This is a genomic window from Micromonospora sp. CA-248089 (assembly GCF_050948515.1).
Classification (GTDB): Bacteria; Actinomycetota; Actinomycetes; order Mycobacteriales; family Micromonosporaceae; genus Micromonospora.
Map to the genome: position 1 here is coordinate 2,967,711 of NZ_CP192016.1, position 14,067 is coordinate 2,981,777.

General features: G+C 74.6%; 13 protein-coding genes. 6 read left to right on the forward strand and 7 right to left on the reverse strand.

From position 1 onward, the window contains the following. Positions 1-67 precede the first annotated feature (67 nt). Positions 68-442, forward strand: coding sequence for a DUF3817 domain-containing protein (locus ACQP26_RS14070; RefSeq protein WP_433495927.1), 375 nt, complete (start codon positions 68-70; stop codon positions 440-442). Here ACQP26_RS14070 and ACQP26_RS14075 read toward each other — a convergent pair. Both ACQP26_RS14075 and ACQP26_RS14080 read right to left on the reverse strand, forming a co-directional pair. Further along, a complete protein-coding gene (locus tag ACQP26_RS14075; protein WP_281580001.1) occupies positions 423-1,313 on the reverse strand; it encodes an alpha/beta fold hydrolase in 891 nt (296 codons plus the stop codon). The two genes, ACQP26_RS14070 and ACQP26_RS14075, sit on opposite strands and share 20 nt — an antisense overlap. A 36-nt stretch (positions 1,314-1,349) precedes the next feature. Continuing rightward, positions 1,350-1,889 carry a hypothetical protein gene (locus tag ACQP26_RS14080; protein WP_433495928.1) on the reverse strand — a complete coding sequence of 180 codons (540 nt, stop codon included), beginning with the start codon at positions 1,887-1,889 and terminating at the stop codon, positions 1,350-1,352. 152 nt (positions 1,890-2,041) lie between these two features. Between ACQP26_RS14080 and ACQP26_RS14085 the strand changes: the two genes are divergently transcribed. Genes ACQP26_RS14085 through ACQP26_RS14095 form a run of 3 tightly spaced genes read left to right on the forward strand, consistent with a single transcriptional unit; the run spans position 2,042 to position 6,005 of the window. Continuing rightward, entirely contained in the window at positions 2,042-3,166 is a 1,125-nt protein-coding gene (locus tag ACQP26_RS14085; protein ID WP_433495929.1) for a Vms1/Ankzf1 family peptidyl-tRNA hydrolase, read from the forward strand. Further along, positions 3,159-4,907 carry a thiamine pyrophosphate-binding protein gene (locus ACQP26_RS14090; protein WP_433495930.1) on the forward strand — a complete coding sequence of 583 codons (1,749 nt, stop codon included), beginning with the start codon at positions 3,159-3,161 and terminating at the stop codon, positions 4,905-4,907. Before ACQP26_RS14085 ends, ACQP26_RS14090 begins: the two co-directional genes overlap by 8 nt. A gap of 51 nt (positions 4,908-4,958) precedes the next feature. Then, entirely contained in the window at positions 4,959-6,005 is a 1,047-nt protein-coding gene (locus ACQP26_RS14095) for an iron-containing redox enzyme family protein (RefSeq protein ID WP_433495931.1), read from the forward strand. Between the two features lie 104 nt (positions 6,006-6,109). Here the strand turns inward: ACQP26_RS14095 and ACQP26_RS14100 are convergent, their stop codons facing one another. After that, a complete protein-coding gene (locus ACQP26_RS14100; RefSeq protein WP_269706511.1) occupies positions 6,110-6,334 on the reverse strand; it encodes a CDGSH iron-sulfur domain-containing protein in 225 nt (74 codons plus the stop codon). A gap of 188 nt (positions 6,335-6,522) precedes the next feature. Between ACQP26_RS14100 and ACQP26_RS14105 the strand changes: the two genes are divergently transcribed. Both ACQP26_RS14105 and ACQP26_RS14110 read left to right on the forward strand, forming a co-directional pair. Beyond that, positions 6,523-7,938 (forward strand): hypothetical protein, encoded by a 1,416-nt coding sequence (locus ACQP26_RS14105; RefSeq protein WP_433495932.1) that lies wholly within the window; start codon positions 6,523-6,525, stop codon positions 7,936-7,938. A 243-nt stretch (positions 7,939-8,181) separates the two neighbouring features. Beyond that, positions 8,182-9,315, forward strand: a complete 1,134-nt coding sequence (locus ACQP26_RS14110) for a SigB/SigF/SigG family RNA polymerase sigma factor (RefSeq protein ID WP_194801648.1) — start codon at positions 8,182-8,184, stop codon at positions 9,313-9,315. Positions 9,316-9,414: 99 nt separating this feature from the next. On the opposite strand, the gene ctaD is transcribed toward ACQP26_RS14110, so the two are convergent. From ctaD to ACQP26_RS14130, 4 genes are all read right to left on the reverse strand, one after another. Then, positions 9,415-11,418: an aa3-type cytochrome oxidase subunit I gene (gene ctaD / locus ACQP26_RS14115; RefSeq protein ID WP_433495933.1), complete on the reverse strand. Its 2,004-nt coding sequence runs from the start codon at positions 11,416-11,418 to the stop codon at positions 9,415-9,417. 87 nt (positions 11,419-11,505) lie between these two features. After that, positions 11,506-12,237 (reverse strand): ATP-binding protein, encoded by a 732-nt coding sequence (locus ACQP26_RS14120; RefSeq protein ID WP_269706507.1) that lies wholly within the window; start codon positions 12,235-12,237, stop codon positions 11,506-11,508. Positions 12,238-12,330: 93 nt separating this feature from the next. Then, complete coding sequence (locus tag ACQP26_RS14125) at positions 12,331-12,783, reverse strand: DUF4383 domain-containing protein (protein WP_433496140.1); 453 nt, start codon at positions 12,781-12,783, stop codon at positions 12,331-12,333. 118 nt (positions 12,784-12,901) lie between these two features. Beyond that, positions 12,902-14,056, reverse strand: a complete 1,155-nt coding sequence (locus ACQP26_RS14130) for a glycosyltransferase (protein WP_269706505.1) — start codon at positions 14,054-14,056, stop codon at positions 12,902-12,904. Between the last annotated feature and the right edge of the window lie 11 nt (positions 14,057-14,067).

Consider the following 14,067-nt stretch of genomic DNA (forward strand, 5'->3'; position numbering starts at 1 on the left):
GCGGCCCCGGTGATCCCCGTCGCGGGCCGGCGGGTTCCGTCCGGGGCGCCCGGCGCGGGCGGCTAGCATGGCCGCCGACGGCGAAGGGGAGTGGCTGATGCGCGACGGGTGGATCCGGGCGTTCGTGGTGGCGGCGTTCGCCGAGGGATGCTCGTGGGCGGCGCTGCTGGCCGGCATGGCGGTCAAGTACGGCCCACCCGGCAACGAGATCGGCGTGAAGATCTTCGGCCCGATCCACGGCGCGCTGTTCGTGGTCTACGGCCTGTTGACGCTCGTCGTCGCCCTGCGGCGTCGCTGGACGCTGATGCAGACCGGCCTGGCCCTGGCCAGCGCGGTGCCTCCGTTCGCCACTGTGCTGTTCGAGCGCTGGGCGCGCCGCCGGGGCCTGCTCGACGCGCCGGCCCCGGTCCAGCGGCAGCCGCTCACCCCCGCCGGTCGCTGACCCCGGCGAGTTCGTCGGCGAGGAAGCCGGCCAGCACGTCGGTCAGCTCCCGCGGCGCCTCCTCGGCCATGTGGTGCCCGGACGGAATCGAGGCCGTCCGTACGTCGTCGGCCCAGTCCCGCCAGATCGCGGCCGGGTCGCCGTACAGGTCGACCATGTCGTCGCGCTCGGACCAGGCGAACAGCACCGGGCAGCCGATCCGGCGGCCGGCGGCCCGGTCCGCGTCGTCCGCCGCCCGGTCCGGGCCGAGTCCGGCCCGGTAGTCCTCGCACATGGCGTGCACGGTGGCCGGATCGTGGATGGCGCGCCGGTAGTCGGCGTACGCCTGCTCGCCCATCTCCTCCGGCGATCCGCCGTACCAGGCGTCCGGATCGGCGTTTATGACCCGCTCGGCCGGCTTGGCGAGCTGGCCGAGGAAGAACCAGTGCCACCAGCGGGCGGCGAACCGGGCGTCGCAGCGGGCCAGCGCCTCACCGATCGGCACCCCGTCCAGCACGCCGAGGCGGCTCACCCGGTCCGGGTGGTCCAGGGCGGTGCGCATGGCCACGTACGCGCCGCGGTCGTGCCCGATCACCGCGGCCCGGCGGTGGCCGAGCGCGTCGAGCAGTCCGACCACGTCGGCGGCCATCGCCCGCTTGGAGTAGACGGTGTGTTCCGGGTCGCTCGGGGGCTTCGACGAGCCGCCGTAGCCGCGCAGGTCCGGGCAGATCACCGTGTGCCGCGCGGCCAGCCGGGGCGCCACCCGGTGCCAGGTCGCATGGGTACGGGGGTGCCCGTGCAACAGCACCACCGGTGGCCCGGAGCCGCCGTGGCGTACGCGCAGGCGCACCGCGCCGACGTCGATCTCGGTGAGCGTGAAGCCGGGGAACATGGCCGCAGCGGTGCCCGCCACCGGCGGCCGGGAAACCTAGGTGAGCGCCGAGCAGGCGGCCACGCCGAACAGCAGCACGGCGCCGAGCATCGCCTGCAGCAGCAGCGCCGGCCCCAGGTGCGACCAGAGGGTGGCGGTACGCGGGGTCAGCAGCTGCCCGGTGGTCAGGTTGACGATCCGCTCGATGCGCGGTGGCAGGTCCTCGTCGCGCTGCGGCCGCAACGTGAGCTGGACGTGGTCGCCGGGGTGCAGCGCGCTCTGCGGCAGGTGGCCGTGCAGCTCGACCTCGACCAGCCGGCCGGTAGCGTCCCGCACCCGGACCGGGGTGACCAGGAACTCCGGCCCCTTCTTCAGCTCCTTGAAGCTGCGCCGGGCCCCGCCGCCGCCACTGCTGAGCAACGCGCGCACCACCTTCAGCAGCAGCCCCACCACCCCGGCGGCGGTCAGCACCGCGACCAGCGCCGGCTGCCCGACCCGGACCTCCCGGGCGTAGCCCTCCATCAACCGGGCCAGACGCCCGGTGACGACGCGTTCCGTCGGGTGGACGACGCGTCGGCTGTACAGCTCCGTGTCCATGTTCACCACCGAGAGTCCCGTTCCGTGCACAGATGGTATCGGCCCTTCGGGTTGAACGACGTGAATGAACGGTGGTCACGCCCAGGGGAGCCGGCAGGTGAACTCCGCCGGGGCGCGGGTATGCGTGCGGCCGAGCCGGAAAGGGGTCGAGCATGCAGCTGTCCTTCCTGCGCCCGCTCTACGACCGTCCCGGGCCGTGGTGCTCGGTGTACATGGACGCCTCCCGCGACACCCAGGACGCGCGAGCGCAGGTCGACCTGCGCTGGCGGGCCCTCAAGGGCGACCTGCTGGGGCAGGGCGCCGACCCGGTCACCGTCGAGGCGGTGGAGGAGGTCGTCCGCCGGCACCAGCCGATGCCCGGTGACTACGGCATCGCCGTGTTCGCCAGCCAGGGCCGCGTGGTGCTCACCGAGTACCTGTCCGCGCCGCCGCTGCGCGACCTGGCGAGCTGGTCGGCGCTGCCGCACACCATGCCGCTCGTGGCCCAGCGCGGCGAGCAGGTGGCCTGGGTGCGGGTGCTGGCCGACCGTACCGGCGCGGACGCGATGGCGGTCAGCGCCGGCGGGGTGCCCCGGCGGGCCCAGGTGCAGGGCGGGCAGAGCCGCCAGCTGCGTCGGGTGCAGCCGGGCGGCTGGTCGCAGTCCCGCTACCAGCGCGCCGCCATGGAGGCGTGGCACCAGAACGCCGGTGACGCCGCGGCGGCCACGGCCGACCTGGCCGAGCGGGTCGGCGCGGACGTCGTCGTGGTGGCCGGGGACGTGCGGGCCACCGGCATGATCGCCGCCCAGCTGCCCGCGCGCTGGCAGGACGTGTTGGTCCGTACCGACGCGGGTGCCCGGGACGTGGGCGCCGACGACACGCTGATGGACGACATCACGGTGCAGACCGTCGCCGAGGTCGCCGACCGGCGGATCGCCGCCGCGCTGGACCGCTTCGGCGTCCAGGAGGACGTTGGCGCCGGCCTCGACGCCGTGGTCTCCGCGCTGCAACGCAATCAGGTCGACACCATGCTCATCGTGGACGACCCGTCGGCCGACGGCGAGCTGTGGGTGGGCCCCGAGCCGACCGAGATCGCCACCGACCCGGCGCAGCTGAGCGGCATGTCGGTGGCCGACCCCCAGCGGGTACGCGCCGACGCGGCGCTGCTGCGCGCGCTGATCGGCACCGACGCGGACCTCACGGTGCTCGCGCCCGAGGAGGCACCGGAACTGACCGACGGGGTCGGTGCGGTGCTGCGCTACGTCGACGCGAGCACGCCGGGGCGGGGTAATGGCTGAGCGGATCGTCGCCGACGTGGTGGTCGAACGCCTGCGGGCCTGGCGGGTGCCGCGGGTCTTCGGCTGCCCCGGCGCGGCGATCGCCCCGCTGGTGGGCGCGCTCGACGACGCGGGCGGGGACCCGGCGTTCGTCCCCGCCCGACACGAGGAGACCGCCTCGTACATGGCCACCGGGCACGCGAAGTTCACCGGCGGCGTCGGGGTGTGCCTGGCCACCCAGGGGCCGAGCGCGGTGCACCTGCTCAACGGGCTCTACGACGCCAAGCTCGACAGCAAGCCGGTGGTCGCGATCGTCGGCGAGGACGTCACCGGCCCGCTCGGCGGCGCGCACGAGGAGATCGGGTTGAGCCGGCTGTTCGGCGACGTGTGCAACCAGTTCGTCCGCTACGGCCGCCGGCCCGAGCAGGTGCCGGCGCTGCTGGACCAGGCGTTCCGTACCGCCGCGGCGACCCGCAGCCCGACCTGCGTGGTGCTGCCGCGCGCGTTGCAGGTCACCGCCGTACCGGACCTGCTGCCGCAGACCGCCGGGGTGGTCACCGCGACGCCCGGCGAACCGCTGGCCCGGGTGCTGCCGCACGACGCCGACCTGGACGCCGCCGCCTCGCTGCTCGGCAACGGGCGGCGGGTGGCGATGCTGGTCGGCCAGGGCGCGCACGGCGCGGCCGACGAGATCGTCGCGCTCGCCGACCGGCTCGGGGCGGGCCTCGCCACGTCGCTGCTGGGCAAGCCGGTCCTCGACGAGCGGCTGCCGTTCCACACCGGTGTGCTCGGCGAGGTGGGCACCACCGCCGCCGCGCAGCTCATGGGCTCCTGCGACACGCTGCTGATGATCGGCACGAACGATCCGTGGACCGACTGGTTCCCGCTGCCCGGCCAGGTACGCACCATCCAGATCGACATCGACGGCCGCCGCATCGGCACCCGCTACCCGGTGGACGTGCCGCTGGTCGGCGACGCCGCCGAGACGCTGCGGGCGCTGCTGACCCGGGTGCCGGAGCACCCCGCCCGGGAGTGGCGCGGCATGGTGGAGAAGATGGTGCAGCGGTGGCGCGGCACCGCCGCCGAGCGCGCCGCCACCCCCGCCGAGCCGGTCGACCCGCGGCTGGTGCTCCGCGAGCTGTCCGCCCGGCTGCCCCGGCACGCCGCCGTCGCCGTGGACGTCGGGTCGGTGATGTACTGGTACGCCCGCCACCTGGAGCTGCCGCCGGGGGTGCGGGCCCAGATCTGCGGCACGCTCGGGTCGATGGGCTGCGCCCTGCCGTACGCGGTCGCGGCCAAGCTGGCCCGCCCGGACGAGCCGGTGCTCGCGCTGCTCGGCGACGGCGCGATGCAGCTCAACGGCCTGGCCGAGCTGATCACGGTGGCGCACCACTGGACGCAGTGGCGCGATCCGCGGCTGGTCGTGCTGGTGCTGAACAACAGGGACCAGTCCGGCGTCGGCGGCGGCCGGTCACCCGCGCAGCGGCGGCCCGAGGTGCCGTACGCCGGGTGGGCCCGCCTGCTCGGGCTGCACGGCGTACGGGTGGACCGGCCGGACCTGGTCGGACCCGCCTGGGACGAGGTGCTCGCGGCCGACCGGCCCGCCGTCCTGGAGGCGGTGGTGGACCCGGCCGTGCCGCTGGACGCGCCCGAACCGGCGCTGGCCGACCTGCGCGGCCTGGTGGCCGACGGGGACGCCGCCCGCCGGGTGCGGGAACGGGTGATCCAGACCGAGGCCATCGCGGCGGACGAAATCGTTTAGCGGCATCCGGGCGGGGCACTGCGACCGGGCGAAACCGTCCCGGGAGGTCCCATGTCCGTCACCGCCGACAGTCGTTACGGCCCCGCCCCGCTGCCCGCGGCGCGCGGGCCGGTCTCCGCCGCGTTGCTGGCCGCGCTGCGCGAGGCGCCGCACGCGCTGCCGGCCGGGCTGGGCACGCACCTGAACGCGGTGGCCGCGCCGCTGACCGACGAGGACCTCCAGCTCACCCTGTTCCTCTGCTACGAGCTGCACTACCGGGGCTGGTCCGGTGTCGACGAGGCGTGGGAGTGGGAGCCGTCCCTGCTGGCGCTGCGCGCCCGCGCCGAGCGGCCGTTCGAGGCGGCACTGCGCGAGCTGGCCGGCCCGCCGCCCGCGGTGCTGCCGGGCGCCGTGCCCGGCGCGCTGGCCGACCTGGTGGCCGCCGACGACGGCCCGCCGCTGGCCGCCACCCTGCAACGCCGCGCCGACCTCGAACAGTTCCGCGAGTTCGTCACCCACCGCTCGATCTACCACCTGCGCGAGGCCGACCCGCACAGCTGGGCCCTTCCCCGGCTCGGCGGCCCGGCGAAGGCGGCGCTGGTGGAGATCCAGACCGACGAGTACGGCAACGGCCGGCTGGACCGGATGCACGCCGAGCTGTTCCGCACCACGATGGACCGGCTCGGCCTGGACACCGGCTACGCCGCCCACCTGGACCGGGTACCGGCGGTGACGCTGGCGACGAACAACCTGATGTCGCTGTTCGGTCTGCACCGGCGGCTGCGCGGCGCGCTGCTGGGGCACCTGGCCGCGTACGAGATGACCTCGTCGCTGCCGAACCGCCGCTACGGCAACGGGCTGCGCCGGCTCGGCTTCGACGCGGTCGCCACGCGCTTCTACGACGAGCACGTCGAGGCCGACGCCGTGCACGAGCAGATCGCCGCGTACGACATGTGCGGCGGGCTGGTGCGGGCCGAACCGGCGCTCGCGTCCGACGTCCTGTTCGGGGCCGCCGCCGCGCTGGCGCTGGACGCCCTGTTCGCCGCGCACCTGCTGGAGGCGTGGCAGGCCGGCCAGTCCTCGTTGCGCCCGCCCCACCAGGCCCTGGCCGCCGCCTGACCCCACCCCGTCCCTCGCGATCTTGCAGTTGGGGCCCTCCGAGTGCCCGGTTCGGGCGGTTTGCCGGGCACCAGAGTGCAAGATCGCGGGGGAGGGGGTGGGGGTCAGCTCTCGCGGTTGCTGGGGGCCTGGAAACCCGCCACCTTGTGCGTGCCGTCGCAGAACGGCTTGATCGCGCTCTTGCCGCACCGGCACAGCGCCACCGTGCCCCGGCGCGTCTCGATCGGCGTCCCCTCGGGTGTGACGAGCGCGAAGTCGCCGCGTACCAGCAGTGGTCCGTCCCGGTACGGGGTGATGATCGCCGCCGGGGTGCTCTCGTCGTCGGGCATGCGCGGTGCAGTGCCCGTCCCGGTCCGGCCCAAACCCGCACCCGAGCGCCGTTGCGCCCGCGACGGCGGGCACGCGGCGCGACGACGTACCTGGGTGTCGCGGGCGGTGCCGTTACCGGGCGGGCCTTGGTCCTGGCCCGTGGGGAGATGCCCCGTTTAGACCCCAGAGGGACGGGAAGCCGGGCCGCGTGGTGAGCGAACGAGTCGAACGGACGCCGGTCAGCGGCGCGGGGCTGCCCGTGGAGCGGGTGGTGGCGCCGAGCAGCGCCGCCCGGATCCTGGTCGCCGCGACCGCCCGGGCGCTGCGCGGCGACGACTGCGGCGACCTCGGTCACCCGGGCGCGCTGTCCCGCCTCACCGGCGCGCCCGAGCCGGTGCGCCGCGCCGCCGCCGTCCGGGCCGCCGCGCGGGCGGCGCTCACCGCCGACCAGATCGCCGCCGTGGACGCCGAGCGGGTCGCCGGGTGGTTCGCCGGACAGTACCCGCAGCGGCGCTGGCCCGGCGTGGTGCTCGGCTCACCGCACGGCGCCGCCGCCCACCTCGCGACGGCGCTCGGCGTGCCCTGGCTCCCGGCCGGGTTCGAACTGGCCGGGCAGTGGGCCCGGGGCGCGGTGGACCGCCCCGACGACGCGTACGCGCACGGGGCGACGCTGGCCGCCCGGCTGCTCGCCGGCAACCCGCGTGTGCACGTCCGTCAGGTGCACTGCCCGGCGAGCCGGGGTGCGGCGGCAGGCGCGGCGGTGACGTTCGCGGTGCGCTGGCGCACGCTGCCCCGGGCGTACGCGGGCTTCCTGGCCGAGCGGCTGGAACCGGCCGCGCCGGTGCTGCTGCTGCACGACGCCCGCACCTGGCCGGTACGCGACTGCGGCGACGGGCACAGCTTCCAGGCCGGCTGCCCGGCCGGTGGCCTGGACCCGGTCGACTTCCACCCGGACGCCCGCGCGCTGGGTCAGGTGCTGCGCGCGGCCGGTGGGGACGAGACGCGCTGGACGGCGCCGGAGGTCACGGTGGCGGGCGCCTTCGCCGAACACGGCGTGGAGTCCGGTTTCGAACACGACGCCCGCTCCTGGGGCGACCGGCACGGGCATCCGCTGCACCGGGTGGTCGTGCCGCAGCCGGACGCCCTGAGCGCGGTGACCGCCGACCTGTACCGGCGCTGGCTGCGGCGGGCCGGCAAGACCGGGAACCGGCTGGTGGTGGAGTGCGGCCGGCTGCTGGACCCGGCGCAGGTGCTGCGAGCCGGCCTGGTGCCCTACTGGTGCGAGAACGCCACCGCGCGCCGGGTCGCCGGCGTCGAGTGGTGGCTGGCCGGCAGCGAGCCGTTCAGTTCGGTGGACGTGCTGCCGGAGCCGCCGGGTCTGCGCTCGCCCGCGTACGCGGGGCTGCCGCAGTGGCTGGCCGTGGCCGGCTTCGGACGCCGCCGGCGGGCCCTGGACCGGGGCGCCGCGCGCGGTTACCCGGTCGCCTCGGTACCCACCCGACGTGCCACGGAGGTGTTGCGCAACCAGCCCTGCGACCTGCCCGCGCCGCCGCCGCTGCGGATGGCCGAGGCCCTCTCCGCGCTGCGGGACGCGGGCGCGCACCAGGGCCTGCTGGTCTCCTGACCCGCCGCCGGGACCGGCTGCCGGCCAACCTGGCGAAACTTCCTCGCGATCCTGCGGTCCGTGATTGAGTACCTACGGAGCGGGAAGACCGCTCGCCGCGAAACGGCCCACGACGCCGTGCGGCGGGCAGCCACCGCTTTCGACGTATCCGTCACGTAACCCAACTTCCTCACCCGGTGCGTGGTCCGACCACGCGCACGACCGGTTACGACCGGGCGGGGGCTCTTCGGCGAGGGGGCGCGGATGTTCGGACAGACCACCACACCCACACCACCGACCACCGACCGGGGTCTGGAGGACCTGGACGCGGCGGCGCTCGCGTACGCGGCCCGGATCGAGGGCCTGCCACCGGAGCGGCGGCAGGAGGCGCGGGACGACCTGGTCCGGTTCGCGTTACCGTTCGCCGGCCGGCTCGCCCGCCGCTACCGCGGGCGCGGTGAGCCGCTGGAGGACCTGGAACAGGTGGCCCGCCTCGGCCTGGTCAACGCCGTCGACAGGTACGACCCGGAACGCGGTTCGTTCACCGCGTACGCGGCCATCACCATCGTCGGCGAGATCAAACGGCACTTCCGCGACCGCACCTGGGGCGTGCACGTGCCGCGCCGGCTGCGGGACCTGATCCTCGAGGTGGGACAGGCCACGGCCACGCTGACCAGCGAGCTGTCCCGCGCTCCGACGGTGGCGGAGCTGTCCGCCCGGCTGGAGACGCCGGAGGAGGAGATCCTCGCCGCGCTGGAGTCGGCCGCCGGCTACAGCCCGGCCTCGCTGAACGCGCCGGTGGGCGGGGAGAGTTCGGCCGAGTTCGGCGACCTGGTCGGCGAGTCCGACCACGCGCTGGAGTCGGTGGACGACCGGGTCACTGTGAGCGGCCTGCTGCACCGGCTGCCCTGGCGGGAGCGCCGCATCCTGGCGATGCGCTTCTACGGCAACCAGACCCAGGCGGAGATCGCCGCCCGGTTCGGCATCTCGCAGATGCACGTGTCCCGGCTGTTGTCGCGGGCGCTGACCTGGCTGCGTCAGGCGATGCTGGCCGAGGCGCCGCCGCCCTGGCAGAACGGCGCGGCCGAGGCCGAACCGGGCAAGGCGCGGATCTCGGTGAAGCAGAACGGCGACCGGGTGGTCGTCGAGGTCGGCGGCGAGGTGGACCGGGCCGGCGCGGACCAGTTGCGCCGGGCCGTGCTCCAGGCGGTCACCGGGCAGCCCCGCGAGGTGGTGGTCGACCTGGTGGGTGCCGGTGGCTTCGACGCCGGCGGGATCGCCGCGCTGATGGCCGGCCGGGAGGCCGCCGCGCGGACCGGGGTGCCGCTGCGGCTGACCCGGGTGCAGCCGGCGGTGCGCCGCTCGCTGGCCGCGGCCGGACTGCCGGCCGCCGACTGACCCACCGCACATACCGCGCCGGCTCCCCGCCACGGGGGCCGGCGCGCGGCGTACGACGAGAGGGCCGGCGCCCGACGGCGCCGGCCCTCCTGCGATGTCTCAGTTCTCCGGGGTGTCCCCGTGCCCGCGCGGGTGCCGCCACCTGTCGTTCGGCTGCTCGTCGCGCTCGGCGTTGAGCACGCTGCCCTCGGGCTCGTCGGTCTCCTCGAAGCTGGGCCGGCGCACCTCCTCCGGCACCGGCACCTCCACCGGGCGGGCGCCGGACTGCGGCGCCGGCTGGTAGTCCACCGCCTCGGGCGCGCCGTACGCGCCGCCGGCCGACGGCGACTCCGGCACGTGCCGTTCGTGGTGCAACTCCTCGCTGAAGCTCTGCGGCGGCTTGGTGGTGCGCTGCGGCAGGTCCCGGCCCAGGTCGGCGACGAGCGGGCCGTACTTGGCGTCGAACGCCGGCCGCTCGGAGCGGATCCGCGGCATCCGGTCGAAGTTGCGCAGCGGCGGCGGGCAGGTGGTGGCCCACTCCAGCGAGTTGCCGAAGCCCCAGGGATCGTCCACGGTGACCATCGCGCCGTACCGCCACGACTTCCAGATGTTCCAGATCACGAACAGGGTGGACGCGCCGAGGACGAACGAGCCGATGCTGGAGATCGTGTTCAGCGTGGTGAAGCCGTCGCCGGGCAGGTAGTCGGCGTAGCGGCGCGGCATGCCCTCGTTGCCCAGCCAGTGCTGCACCAGGAACGTGGCGTGGAAGCCGATGAACATGGTCCAGAAGTGCATCTTCCCGAGCCGCTCGTCGAGCATCCGCCCGGTCATCTTTGGGAACCAGAAGTAGAGGCCGCCGAACGCGGCGAACACGATGGTCCCGAACATCACGTAGTGGAAGTGCGCCACCACGAAGTACGTGTCGTGCACGTGGAAGTCCACCGGCGGGCTGGCCAGCAGCACCCCGGTCAGGCCGCCGAGCAGGAACGTCACCAGGAAGCCGATGGCGAACAGCATCGGCGTCTCGAACGTGATCTGACCCTTCCACATGGTGCCGATCCAGTTGAAGAACTTCACGCCGGTCGGGACCGCGATCAGGAAGCTCAGGATGCTGAAGAACGGCAGCAGCACCTGGCCGGTGGCGAACATGTGGTGCGCCCAGACCGTCATCGACAGCACCGTGATGGCGACGGTGGCCAGCACCAGGCCGGTGTAGCCGAAGATCGGCTTGCGGGAGAACACCGGGATGATCTCGGTGATGATGCCGAAGAACGGCAGCGCGATGATGTAGACCTCGGGATGGCCGAAGAACCAGAACAGGTGCTGCCAGAGCATCGGCCCGCCGGTCGTCGGGTCGTACACGTGCGAGTGCAGGATCCGGTCCGAGGCCAGCGCCATCAGCGCGGCGGCCAGCAGCGGGAACACGAAGATCACCAGGACGCTGGTGAGCAGCGCGTTCCAGGTGAAGATCGGCATCCGGAACATGGTCATGCCCGGTGCGCGCAGCGTCACGATCGTGGTGATCAGGTTGACCGCGCCGAGGATCGTGCCCAGGCCGGACACGGCCAGGCCGACCACCCACAGGTTCCCGCCGACGCCGGGGGAGTGCTGCGCGGTGCTCAGCGGCGTGTACGCGGTCCAGCCGAAGTCCGCCGCGCCGGCCGGGGTGGCGAAGCCGCCCACGACCATCAGCGCGCCCAGGAAGTAGAGCCAGTACGCGAACGCGTTGAGCCGGGGGAACGCCACGTCGGCGGCGCCGATCTGCAGCGGCACCAGGTAGTTGGCGAACCCGAAGAACAGCGGGGTGGCGAACAGCAGCAGCATCACCGTGCCGTGCATGGTGAACATCTGGTTGTACTGCTCGGGGGAGACGATCTGCATCCCCGGCCGGGCCAGCTCCGCCCGGATGATCAACGCCAGGATCCCGCCGACGATGAAGTACCCGAACGACGTGATCAGGTAGAGCATGCCGATCTGCTTGGCGTCGGTGGTCCGCAGCAACCGCCACAGCGCGTTGCCCTTCACCGCTTCCCGTACGGGCCCGGGGTAGCCCCCGAACCGGGCCGGCGCGAGGATCGCGGGCCCCCGGTCTCGTGCCGGTTCCGTGACTACCCGCTTGGGCATGGCTTCTCACCCCGTGTGACGACAGACAGGACGGGCGGGCGTACCCGGCCCTCTGCCCATGTAACCAGGCGAGAGCGGAGAATTCGGTCAGTTCGCCGGGAGCATGGCCCAGACGACCTTGCCGGCGCCGACCGGAGTGCTGCCCCAGCGCTGGGTCAGCTCGCGCACCAGCATCAGCCCCCGGCCGCCCTCCGCCCGCGGGTCGCGGCTGCTCGCGGCGCGCGCGTCGGCCGGGCTGCCGTCCATCACCGCCACCCGCAGGTACGGCCGGCGCAGCGTCAACGTCACCTGCATCGGGGTGCCGGCGTGCCGCACCACGTTGCCGACCAGCTCGGTGAGCACCAGCGACGCCGGCCCGGCCAGCTCCGGCACGTTCCACCTGCCGCACGCCTCGGTGACCAGCTCCCGGGCCCGGCGGCAGGCGCCGGCGACCGGCTCCAGCCGGGCCCGCAGCCGGGGCGCCGCATCCGCGCCGGCCAGCGCCGTCGCCTCGGCGCAGTCCCGGCGGACCGGCACCACCCGGCAGGCGGTGGTCTCGTTCAGCCAGGCTGCCGTGTCGGCGCAGGGAGCGGCGAGCACCATCGGCACCGCCGGCCAGTCGGCGGCGCGCCGCGCGGCGGCGGCGAAGACGGACAGCGCCAGCGGCTCGCCGACCTCGATCTCCTCCAAGTCGACCACCAGCGCGTCCGGCTGCGCGGCGAGGCAGCTGTCGAGCACCTCGTGCACCGCGCGCATCGTGCCCAGGTCGAGCGCTCCGGCCAGCCGTACGACAGTGACCGGCGACTCGTCACGGACCTCGCACCTGATCCGGGTCACCATCGCCGTCCTCGTTTCCTTCTCGTCGGGGAGGACTACGGACGTACCCGGGCCCCGGACCGGTGAAACCGGGCATCCGGGCCGCCGGGGCGCAGGTCAGCGGCGGTCGCCGCGCCGCGCCGCGACCAGCCCCGACGCCAGCATGCCGACGCCCAGCAGCAGGTGCAGCCACGAGTCGGCGTGGTTGACCGCCAGCACGTTGGCCGCGTCGCGTCCGTCGATCGCCAGGCCGGCGAGCCAGAGCACCAGATAGACCGCCCCGGCGCCGACCAGGAACGCGCGGGCGCCGGCGACGGTACGGGCCAGCAGCAGCCCGGCCAGCCCCAGCACCAGGTGCACCAGGTTGTGCACCACCGAGACCTGGAACACCCCGAACAGCCGGGCGCCGGAGCCCGGCCCGGCGACGCGCAGATCCGCGTAGTCGCTGGTGATGCCCGGCACGAACCCCAGCGCGCCGAGCAGCAGCAGGAGCACGGCGAACCCCGAGGCGAGCCGGCGTACCGGCGCCCGCCCGTCGGCCGGGTTGCGCCGCGCCCGGGAGTGCGCCATCGAGTTCGTCACGCCGGCCTCCTCGCCACCGCGGGAAGCGCCGGTTTCCCGCGGCCGGCGGGAGCAAACGCCGGCCCGGCCGTGGGGCGGCCGGGCCGGCAGACGTGCTCGTGGGGGATCAGGCGGGCTGCAACGGCTTCGCCGCGCCCGCCCGGACCCGGTCGTACAGCTCCACGTACCGCTGCGCCATCCGGGCCGGGGTGAACCGCGCGGCCGCGACGCGCCGGCACTCGGCCGGTTCCAGCCCGTCGGCGGCGAGCACCAGGTCACCCAGCTCCTGCTCGTCGCCGGTGAGCAGGCCGGTGCGGCCGTGCTCGATCAGCTCCGGCAGGCAGCCCCGGGCGGTGGCCACCACCGGCGTACCGAGTGACAGCGACTCGACCACCGCCGTGCCGCCCGGCTCCTCCCAGCGCAGCGGGAACAGCGACGCCCGCGCCGAGGCGACCAGGTCGTCGCGCTCCCGGCCGGCCACCGTGCCGACCCAGCGCACCCGGTCGCCGTCCACGTGCGGCGCGACGTGGTCGTAGAAGAAACGCACGTCCGGGTTCTGCCGGGCCTCGTCGCCGGCCGCGGCCAGATCCTCCGGCCGGTGGTACGGGCCGACCGGCCCGGCCAGCACCAGCCGGAAGCCGGTCTCCTGCGCCAGCCGGGCGCCCAGGTCCTGCCCCTTGCCCGGGTTGATCCGGCCGAGGATCACCACATGGTCGCCCTTCGCCACCGGCGCGTGCCGGTCCGCGTCCACGGCGAGCGGGGTGGACAGGTGCACGTGTCCCACCGAGTGCGCCCGCAGCGCCTCCGGCGCGCGCGCCAGCTGCGAGGCGGACACGCCGTTGACCCGTACCCGGTCGCCGCCGTCGAGGTTGCCGTACAGCTCCGGGTGCTTGGCGAGGTCCCAGTGCAGCGTGTGCAGCACCGGCGGGGCATCCGGGCCCATCGCGGCGAGCGTGGCCAGCCCGACCGCCTCCACGTGGTCGTGCACCAGGTCGATGTCGTCGCGGGCGTGCAGCGCCCGCACCACCCCGGACAGGTGCGCCTGGGAGACGCCGCAGACCTGGTTGTACGGCCGCTGCAACGCGTGGAACTGGCCGTCCGGGAAGACCGCGATCCGCTCGTCGACAGGCAGCGTGCTGCTCTCCACCGAGGCGAGCACCACCCGCACGCCCAGGCGGCGCAGCTCCGGCACCAGCGTGGCGATCACGTTCTCGATGCCGCCGTACCCGGGCGGCGGCACGGACAGCCACGGCCCGGCGTTCATCAGCACGGTGAGCGTCATGCGCTGTCCTC

Excerpts from the sequence above, each read along its gene's own strand:
- ACQP26_RS14085 (WP_433495929.1), top strand. The coding sequence starts at position 2,042 with ATGCAGCTGTCCTTCCTGCGCCCGCTCTACGACCGTCCCGGGCCGTGG.
- ctaD (WP_433495933.1), bottom strand. The coding sequence starts at position 11,418 with ATGCCCAAGCGGGTAGTCACGGAACCGGCACGAGACCGGGGGCCCGCG.
- ACQP26_RS14070 (WP_433495927.1), top strand. The coding sequence starts at position 68 with ATGGCCGCCGACGGCGAAGGGGAGTGGCTGATGCGCGACGGGTGGATC.
- ACQP26_RS14100 (WP_269706511.1), bottom strand. The coding sequence starts at position 6,334 with ATGCCCGACGACGAGAGCACCCCGGCGGCGATCATCACCCCGTACCGG.
- ACQP26_RS14110 (WP_194801648.1), top strand. The coding sequence starts at position 8,182 with ATGTTCGGACAGACCACCACACCCACACCACCGACCACCGACCGGGGT.
- ACQP26_RS14080 (WP_433495928.1), bottom strand. The coding sequence starts at position 1,889 with ATGGACACGGAGCTGTACAGCCGACGCGTCGTCCACCCGACGGAACGC.
- ACQP26_RS14075 (WP_281580001.1), bottom strand. The coding sequence starts at position 1,313 with ATGTTCCCCGGCTTCACGCTCACCGAGATCGACGTCGGCGCGGTGCGC.
- ACQP26_RS14125 (WP_433496140.1), bottom strand. The coding sequence starts at position 12,783 with ATGGCGCACTCCCGGGCGCGGCGCAACCCGGCCGACGGGCGGGCGCCG.
- ACQP26_RS14130 (WP_269706505.1), bottom strand. The coding sequence starts at position 14,056 with ATGACGCTCACCGTGCTGATGAACGCCGGGCCGTGGCTGTCCGTGCCG.
- ACQP26_RS14090 (WP_433495930.1), top strand. The coding sequence starts at position 3,159 with ATGGCTGAGCGGATCGTCGCCGACGTGGTGGTCGAACGCCTGCGGGCC.
- ACQP26_RS14095 (WP_433495931.1), top strand. The coding sequence starts at position 4,959 with ATGTCCGTCACCGCCGACAGTCGTTACGGCCCCGCCCCGCTGCCCGCG.
- ACQP26_RS14120 (WP_269706507.1), bottom strand. The coding sequence starts at position 12,237 with ATGGTGACCCGGATCAGGTGCGAGGTCCGTGACGAGTCGCCGGTCACT.